An 8,801-nucleotide genomic window follows, 5' to 3' on the forward strand; every position below is an offset into this window, starting at 1 on the left:
CGGAATCGGTATGCAACGCCACCGTCCGGATACCGTAGTCGTACTCGGCGTTGAGTTCCTTCACAGCCCTGATCAGGCGAACCGCCGCCTCACCCCTGTTGACTACTGCAATCCGCTTGAACAACGTGTCTCTCTTCGTCTCGTATGTGTCGGTCTCGCCGGGACAGGTGCGTCCCGCCCGTCGGGGTTCTTATCAGATATTCGGCCCGCTGGTGGCCGAATTCGGACGATGATCTTCGCGGCGTGGCGTGACCAGTGCTCGATCTCGGGTCTGTCATCGGTACCGCCGCCCCGGTGTGCCGAATGGGCATGTCCGAGTGCGGCTTATTCTAGCCGCTCACAGTGGGATTGCTACGCCAACGGATTCTTCTGCATGTGTGACTCATATCGCCCTATTCAATAGTCAACTGCGGCAGGCGATTTCGAGTACCGGTGGAGAATGTGCCACGAAATTTCTCCGAAGGCTTGACGGCTTACTGGCGAGTAGCGTTGAGGGAGCGTGTATTTCGCGGGCATCCGCAGCATGTGGTTACCGGCCGGTACGTTACCGACGGGTACGAAGTCTGGGGCTTCCGGCGGCACCGTCCGGGTCGACGGTGCGGCACGGTGTGACACGGTGTGAGTGTGCGCCCTGGAGGCGTCCGGGTCGCGTCTTGTTCACCGAGAGGACACTGCCGCGTCGCCGCGGGCGATCTGTGAGCTGAGCGTGAACGGTCATCGTGTTGTTGTTACATCGCACGAGAAAAACCATCCAGGAGTTTGGACAAAGCACTTCGGATGAACTCGACGACTATTCTGGGCTGTGTTGGCAAACATCCGCCCTGTTCGAGGGTGGCCGTTCGAGATTTCAGAGGTTCAACAGTGTCGACTTCACCGGTGCCGAGTCGTGACCGCGCGGAGGGCCCCGCCGCGCAGGACGTCCGTGGGCGTGTGCTCCGCCTCCTGGAGTTCCTGCGTGAGATCGTCACGACACGGACTGCACCCGTCCTGCGATACGACGACCACCCGCGGGTTCAGTGGTTGGACGCCGATCCTGGCACCTCCTACCTCGACGGGAGCGCGGGCGCAGTGGTGCTCAGGTCGGCTAGGTCGGTCGTCGAGCCTCCGCCGGACCTCCCGGGAATTCTGGTCGGTCTCGTCGACGACGCATCGCTCTCGGACAGCAGCCGACGCACGCTCGAGCTCCTCGACCCGACGATCCCGTCCGAGGCCCTCGCACCCACTGTCGACGGAAGCGCGCTCGATGTCGAAGGAGTGTCGGATTCGGCGGGGGAACTGGACTCGGAGACCGACTCCGATTTCGATGTCCGGCGCGCCTACGAGGTCCATCATGCCTTCTCCGGGTACATGCGCCGGTGGCGTACCTGGGCCGAAGCCGACCGTCGCCGCAGGCCGCAGACGGTGCTGTTCCAGTCGCTGCAGGTAATGATGCAGGAGCTGACGTCCCGGCCGGAGTCGGTGGAACTCGTCGTGGCATCGGGCCTGTTGGGGCTTCCTGCCACCGAGGAACGCGAGGAGGTGCGCACCCACCTGCTCACCCAATCCGCGACGATCGAGCGTGACGTGCGAACCGGCGACCTCCTCGTCGTGTTGTCGCCGAACTCGCTCCCTCGGCTCGAAGACACCCGGGTATTGACCGGCATGGAGGGTTTCGATTCCTCCGGTTCGGGAGTGTTGCAGGCTTCGCTCGGAGAACGGATCTCCTCACCGCTGTCCTCGGCGGTGCCGTCTCTGCTGACCGAGTGGGCTCACCGGGCCCTGGGCGCGCAATTCGATACGTCCGACCTGCTTGCTCCCGACCCGGTGTCCGCAACATCCGCGCGACCGTCCCTGACCTTCGCGCCAGCGCTCGTCCTGCGCAAACGTGATTCTTACGCGCTTCTCGCCTACTACGACCGCATGATCGAAGACCTCGGCGCACCTGATTCCGAGATTCCCCTCGGGCTGACCCAGCTGGTCGAGCCCATCGAGCCGGAGAAGCGTCTGGCATGGCTGGCCGAGACCGGCGCGGCCGACCTGAAGCAGCTCGTCGCGGATCCGATGTTCCCGCTCCCGGCAAACGCCGAGCAATCGCAGATCGTGCATCGTCTCGGCCGGGACAGCGGCGTCGTTGTGGAAGGTCCACCCGGGACTGGGAAGACTCACACCATCGCGAACCTGATGGCGGCCCTGCTTGCGCGGGGCCAGCGCGTTCTGGTCACTAGTGAGAAGTCACAAGCATTGCGGGTGCTGCGCGACAAGCTGCCACCGGAATTACAGGAACTGTGCGTGTCCGTCACCGACCTCTCCCGTGGTGGTTCGGAGGAGCTCAGCCGCAGTGTCGCGCGGATCGCCGATCGCAAGGCTGCGTACAACGACGTCGACGAGGCGGAAAAGATCGAATCGTTGACGGTGCGACGGGCGGAGGCGATCGCCAGACGTGCTGCGCTCCTGGAGTCCGTCGTCGAGCTTCGAGCCTCGGAAACCGTTGTGCATCCCTATATTTCGGACGGCTACGAGGGCACCGCTGCGGCGGTCGTTCGCAAGGTCGCCACCGGGGCGGAAGCTCATCAGTGGTTGCCGGGTCCGGTGTTCACCGAGCGCCCACCGCTGAGCGGTACCGAGGTCGACCGGCTACGTCGCTACCTAGCGACATCCCTCGATGGGCAGCCGGCCCGGATGCGTCAATCGTTGCCCCCACTGAAGTCGTTGCTCCCCAACTCGGCCGAAGTGCATCAGCTCTGCGTGCGCGCAAGTGCGACAGTTGAGATGGCGTCGGAGCAGTCCTCGCAACTGGTCGAATTCCTCGGCGGTGTCGACCCCACCGCAGCATCCGACATCCGACGGCTGTGCGAGGAACTCGACGCGCGAGTTCGCGAAGTGCAGGATCTCGAACCCGTCTATCGGCAATTGATCGATTCGGTCCTGTCGGGCGAAGCTGCGCATCTGTGGTCCCGTGTGAGTGGGATCGTCTCGACGGTCGAGGTCGCGGCTCGGGCAGACCGCTTCGTCGGAGCTCACGACGTAGAGTGCTCGCTGACGACGAATGCCGCCCTGCAGGCCATGGAGGCCCTGGCGGTGGCGCTGGAAGCAGGGGTGGAATGGCGCGGCAGGCTACGTCGAAGCCCGCAGCAGAAAGCAGTGGAGGATCTGGGGATTGTGTCGCGGGTCGACGGCATGCCCACCTCGTCTGCCCTGGCCGCTCGTCTCGTGACCGAACATCTGCGGGCGCTGGACGTGGTGCATACTGCGGCGGTCTTGCTCTCGGACCTCGGTATCACCGTCTCCGCGCAGGGATCACGGTCCAGGCAGGTCAACGACCTGCAGCTCGTGACAGCCAAACTGACTCGAGTGGGGGCTGTGCTGCACGCGCGAGATGCGTTGGTCGAGCGGCTCTATGCTGTGTCACCTTCCGCGCCGTGGATCAAGAGCCTCACCGACGCAACCAATTTCGCCGGCGCGGCCGGTGCGATCGCTACCCGAATCGATGCTGACGTTGCACGGACCGAACTGGACCGAATTCTGTATTCCGTTGCAGCAGAATTAGATACTGGAGTGTCTCCAGAGGGTGCCGGGTTGATCGCCGCCTTGAGTGCGGCTGATGCCGAGGCAGTGACACTGGCTTGCGAAAGCTATCTCGCGGCGTGTCAGGAGCAGGAAGACCAACGGGAGAGGGAGCGGTTGACGACGGCGTTGACCGAGGCCGCTCCCACGCTCTACCAGCTGGTGGTCGACACCGCAGCCGATCCGGACTGGGACGAGCTCAGCTGGCAGATGTCCAAGGCATGGGCGTGGCGCCGAGCGCGGGAATGGGTAACCGATCAGCACCGGGAAGGTATCGAGCATCGGCTCGACGCACAGCTGAACGAGGCCGAAGCAGATCTGGCCGATCTCACGGTGCAGCTCGGTGCGGCGATGGCGTGGCGCGACTGCCTCGACCGCATGACCGCAGTGGAAGTTCGAGCATTGCAGACCTACCGTGAGCACATTTCGGCGATCGGTGGAGGCGCGGGCAAGTACGCCGAGACTTTCCGTAGCGCAGCTCGGTCTGCGATGCGTGATGCGCAGAGCGCCGTCCCGGCGTGGGTGATGCCGCTTCAACAGGTGCTCTCGTCGATCCCGCCTGCGCCAGACACATTCGATGTCGTCATCGTCGACGAGGCCAGCCAGGCGGACATCAGCAGCCTCTGTCTTCTCTACCTGGCGCCGCGCGTCATCGTCGTCGGCGACGATCGCCAGTGTGCGCCTGCCGATGTGCCTCAGTCGGGGACGTTGGAAGATGTGTTCGAGAGGTTGGATGTCTACCTACCGGACATGCCCGAACACGTCCGTGCCACGCTGACACCGCGGTCGAGTTTGTTCTCCATGCTTCGGACCAGATTCGGCCAGGTGGTTCGGCTGCGCGAGCACTTCCGCTCGATGCCGGAGATCATCAACTGGTCCAGTCAACAGTTCTACGGCGACTCACCGCTGGTTCCGCTGCGCCAGTTCGGGGCCGATCGCCTGCCTCCGCTGCGTCACACGTTCGTGCCCGATGCGACGGTGGTAGGTAAGGGTTCCACACTCGTCAATCAGGCCGAGGCCGCTGCCATTGTGAACCGGATCGTGATGTGTCTCGACGATCCCCAGTATGACGGTAGAACCTTCGGTGTGGTGGTGCTGCAGGGCACTTCGCAGGTCGATGTGATTCGGAACAAGCTGATCGAGCGCATCGGAATCGACCAGTGGGAGGACCGGCGGCTGCGAGTGGGAACACCTCCCGACTTCCAGGGCGACGAACGCAGCGTGGTGTTCCTTTCGATGGTCGTCGCGCCCACTCAACCGTTCATCGCACTCACCGCCAACCAGTACAAGCGACGCTTCAATGTCGCTGCGTCTCGGGCGCAGGATCAACTCTGGCTGTTTCACTCGGTTACCGTCGACCGGCTCAAACGCGCCGACCTGCGGAATTCCCTTCTGAGCTATATGACGTCGATATCGCCGGCTCCTGCGGCGCCGATGCCGACGGATGTGGTCGCCGACAGCAGGCATCCCGGCTTCGCGACGATCTTCGAGCAGCATGTCTTTCTCGAGCTGCGGCGTCGGGGCTATCACGTGAGCCCGGGTGTGGAGATCAACAACCGCCGTATCGACCTCGTCGTGACCGGGCAGGCGTCGAGGCTGGCGGTGGAGTGCGATGGCGACACTGTGCTCGGCAGCGAGGAACGTATGGTGGTCGATCTGCTGCGTGAGCAGGAGTTGAAGCGGTGTGGATGGGTTTTCTGGCGCGTCCGTGAGTCGGAGTTCTATCTCGATCCGGAGTTGGCGCTGTCGACGTTGTGGTCCACCCTGGCCTCGTCGGGAATCGAGCCCGATTCGGTAGATGCGGATACCTCTGGTGGCGACGACCTGAACGGATCGGGGACGCACGCCGAAGGTGACTGGGCGCCGGTCGATCTCGACCCCAATCCCGACGACGTGGTTGCCGGGATCGCATCACCGGACGCGGAGTCATCCGAGCTCGAATCCGAGCCGTGGGGCATGCCCAACGGCACCGACGATGCCGCGGTTGTGGAGAAAGCGCTGCCGGTCAACGGGTTTCGCGGCGGATTTCACAGCGGCGGGTTCGGGCATCGTCGGTGACGTTTCGGCCTCGCGGGCAGTGGGCACACCGTCGAACAGTGCCACCGAGTGCGGGTGGCGTACTACGACGATCCCACTGCAAAGGAGCTGTCCATGTCGAGAATCGCTGTGTTCGGAGGTCACGGACAGGTAGCACTGCGGCTGGCACCATTACTGGTGGCCCGCGGTCACGAGGTCGGGTCGATCATCCGAAACTCTGCGCAAATCGATGAGGTTGCCGATGCCGGAGCGACCCCTCTCGTCGCAGACATCGAGTACCTCGACGTGGAGAAGATCGCCACGCTGCTCGACGGCTTCGACACGGTCGTCTGGGCTGCGGGTGCCGGTGGCGGCGACGCCGACAGAACCTACGCAGTCGATCGAGATGCCGCCATTCGGTCCATGGACGCGGCCGGCCGAGCGGGTATCGGTCGCTATCTGATGCTCTCGTACTTCGGTGCCGGACCGGATCACGGCGTCGAGCGCGGCAACGCGTTCTATCCATACGCGGAGGCCAAGTCCGACGCAGATGAGTACCTGCGATCGACGTCGCTGTCGTGGACGATCCTCGGGCCCAGTGCATTGACGACGGACCCCGGAACCGGATCGATCACCACCAGGGAAGACGGCGCGACCCGAGAATCGGTCACCCGCAACGACGTAGCCGCGGTGATTGCGGCCGCCATCGACAGCGAATCCACGGTTGGTCGATTCATCGAGTTCGACAACGGAAGCACTCCGATCGAGGAAGCGATCCGCTTCTCGTAAACCGAAGTGAGTGCTGGCATCATCGACGCACGTGACGATAGAACTTGTGGCCACCGATCTCGACGGCACATTGCTCGGCTCGGATCGGACCATCTCGGCTCGCACAGCCCAGGCGATGTCCGACGCCCGGTCGGCGGGCATCGAGGTCGTGTGGGCCTCGGCCCGCGCGCGTCATTCCATCCACGATCTGGCTCGATCCTGCGGTTTCACCGGAATGGCGATCGGCGCTAACGGTGCGGTGATGTTGGACCTGGCCGACGGAACTCCGAGTATCGCGGCAACCACAGCGATCGCAGCGGACGCCGTCCGATCGGCGATGCATCGAGTGCGCGAGCTGGTGCCCGGCGTCGTGTTCGCGACGGTCGGCCCCACCCGATTCGTGGCCGAGCACGGTTACGCAGCGCTGTGCGTCTTTGCCGACCACCATCGCCACCCGCACGAAATGGAAGTTTCGCCAACAGTTCTCACGGCGGAACCGACGGTGAAGATCGTGGCAAGACATCCCGAGCTGTCCAGCATCGAGGTGTTCCACACAGTTATGAGGGCACAGGTCGGTGACGTCGAACTCACGCACTCCGGCGCGCAATACATCGAGATGTCCGCTGCGGGGGTGTCCAAGGCGAGCGCGCTGTCGACGCTGTGCCACAGGCTGGGTATCGAGCGGAGTTCTGTCGCCGCCGTCGGCGACGCCTTCAATGATCTGCCCATGCTCGAGTGGGCCGGCACCGCACTGACGACCGCGAACGCGATACCCGAGGTCAAGGCTGTCGCAGATCGGATTCTCGACACCAACGACGAAGACGGAGTGGCCGTGTATCTCGAGGAACTGGTGCGCAGCCGCCGGTAGGGAACGGCCATCCTACGATCGAGCGGGACACTGTCCATGTGATCCGCGTCGACGAGGGGTAGGTACATGTCCGAGGCAGGAACGAGCGCGTTCGGCGAAATGACGGTCGCCCAGTATCTGGCGGCCAACAGCGTAGAGATGGCACCCGTCGATCGCGACGGTGCCGAACAGCTGGGTATCGCCGCGTCGACACCGGCAGGCTGGCAGGCAGCCCCCACCGACCAGTTCCCCGGCACCACCGAAGTTCTGGTCGAGCCCGGCATGATCGAGAACGGATTCGCTCCCAACGCGGTGCTGCTGGTGGGGAGGTTGTCCGCCCGCGTCGATCCGGAGGCGGTGCTGAACTGCAGCTTCACCGACGCCCGCCTGCTGCCTGGATGGTCCGAACTCGAGGTGAGCTTCGACGATCTGGGTCCGTGGCCCTCGCGGTTCGTTCGCGGAACGTTCGTCGCGGATCAGCTGAACCTCGCTGTCACCACGCGCTACGCCGTCGTGGGCGCCGACGAGCAGTATCTGGTGCAACTGACGGTCACCGTAGCCACTGATCAGATGGACAAGCTCGCTTTCGATGTCGCGGCGATCAACGACGGTCTCTTCGTCGGTGGGCGCTGAACAGTTTCTCGCTACTGTCGAGGGCATGCCGAATCGCACCGGGCGGGCCCGGCACCTGACGCTGGTGCTGGACTCATCGACGGACCGTGAAGCGGAAGCGCAGGATCGCGAGATGTTGCCCGTTCGACCGGCGGCGCTTGCCCAGCTCATTCTTCGCGTGAACCTCGAGGATGTTCGGTCGAGCGTATGGCGCCAGGTCAAGGTGCGATCCGATCTTCTGCTCCCGGAGCTGCACGCGAACGTGCAGTCGATGATGGGTTGGTCCGAGACCGCAAGATACGAGTTCGTGATGGACGCGGCCGGGCGTAGCTGGGCGTACCGGCCGCGTGCGTCGCACCAGCACTCGGATGGCGATACGGTGCAGCCCGCAGATCATGTCCGAATCGATTCGCTCTTCGTCGCTGCCGGCGATGTGGTGCGGTACAACCACAGCGGAACGTGGTCGGCGACGATCGAATTGATCTCGGTGGACCCTGATATCGACGACCTCAGGCCTGTCTGTGTCGCCGGGGCCGGTGATGGTTCCGAGCCCGGAGATGTCACCGAGTTGCTCGGCGTTGCGAACAGCCGCCTACGAGCATTGCCCTTGCCCCGCTCGACCGAGGTCGAGAGCGCTGCAGCATCGCCAGCGATTGCTCGGTTGTTCAGGCATACCCGCACCGCTCCGACGCCGCGGCTGCTCGAATTGCTGCCAAGATGCGAACTGACGATCGAGAGTTCCGTCGACCTCCTCGTCGCGCAGAGGGCGATGTCGAAGCTCACCGGGTTCCTGCAGCGCGTCGGGCGCGGACTCCGATTGACCGATGCGGGTCACCTTCCGTCGCTGGTCGTCGACTCCGTGCGCGAGGAACTGCTGCGAGAAGGGGCAAGGAACCTAATGGGACTTGATCGGCGAGTCTTCGGCTGGAGCTGGTGCAACCGGAGAACGCTGGTCACCGAGCCGCTGGTGGGTGAGCACTATTTCAACCTGGAGTGATTGTGTGACTCCTAACCC

At 64.0% G+C, this 8,801-nt stretch carries 6 protein-coding genes; 5 read left to right on the top strand and 1 reads right to left on the bottom strand.

The window, feature by feature from the left end:
• Window positions 1-124: biotin carboxylase N-terminal domain-containing protein (locus KVY23_RS25350; RefSeq protein WP_374108768.1), on the bottom strand; the 124-nt coding region annotated here is incomplete at its 3' end.
• Between the two features lie 806 nt (window positions 125-930).
• Between KVY23_RS25350 and KVY23_RS24445 the strand changes: the two genes are divergently transcribed.
• The 5 genes from KVY23_RS24445 (at window position 931) to KVY23_RS24465 (ending at window position 8,783) form a co-directional block, all read left to right on the top strand.
• Complete coding sequence (locus KVY23_RS24445; RefSeq protein WP_230558496.1) at window positions 931-5,601, top strand: AAA domain-containing protein; 4,671 nt, start codon at window positions 931-933, stop codon at window positions 5,599-5,601.
• Window positions 5,602-5,694: 93 nt separating this feature from the next.
• Entirely contained in the window at window positions 5,695-6,348 is a 654-nt protein-coding gene (locus KVY23_RS24450) for an NAD(P)-dependent oxidoreductase (RefSeq protein WP_206511888.1), read from the top strand.
• Window positions 6,349-6,379: 31 nt separating this feature from the next.
• Window positions 6,380-7,195 carry a Cof-type HAD-IIB family hydrolase gene (locus tag KVY23_RS24455; RefSeq protein ID WP_230558494.1) on the top strand — a complete coding sequence of 272 codons (816 nt, stop codon included), beginning with the start codon at window positions 6,380-6,382 and terminating at the stop codon, window positions 7,193-7,195.
• Between the two features lie 66 nt (window positions 7,196-7,261).
• On the top strand, window positions 7,262-7,807 hold the full coding sequence (locus tag KVY23_RS24460; protein WP_075837157.1) for an LpqN/LpqT family lipoprotein: 546 nt from the start codon (window positions 7,262-7,264) through the stop codon (window positions 7,805-7,807).
• A gap of 25 nt (window positions 7,808-7,832) precedes the next feature.
• Window positions 7,833-8,783 carry a plasmid pRiA4b ORF-3 family protein gene (locus KVY23_RS24465; RefSeq protein WP_230558495.1) on the top strand — a complete coding sequence of 317 codons (951 nt, stop codon included), beginning with the start codon at window positions 7,833-7,835 and terminating at the stop codon, window positions 8,781-8,783.
• Window positions 8,784-8,801: the final 18 nt, after the last annotated feature.

This window comes from Rhodococcus sp. I2R, assembly GCF_020889545.1.
GTDB lineage: Bacteria > Actinomycetota > Actinomycetes > Mycobacteriales > Mycobacteriaceae > Rhodococcoides.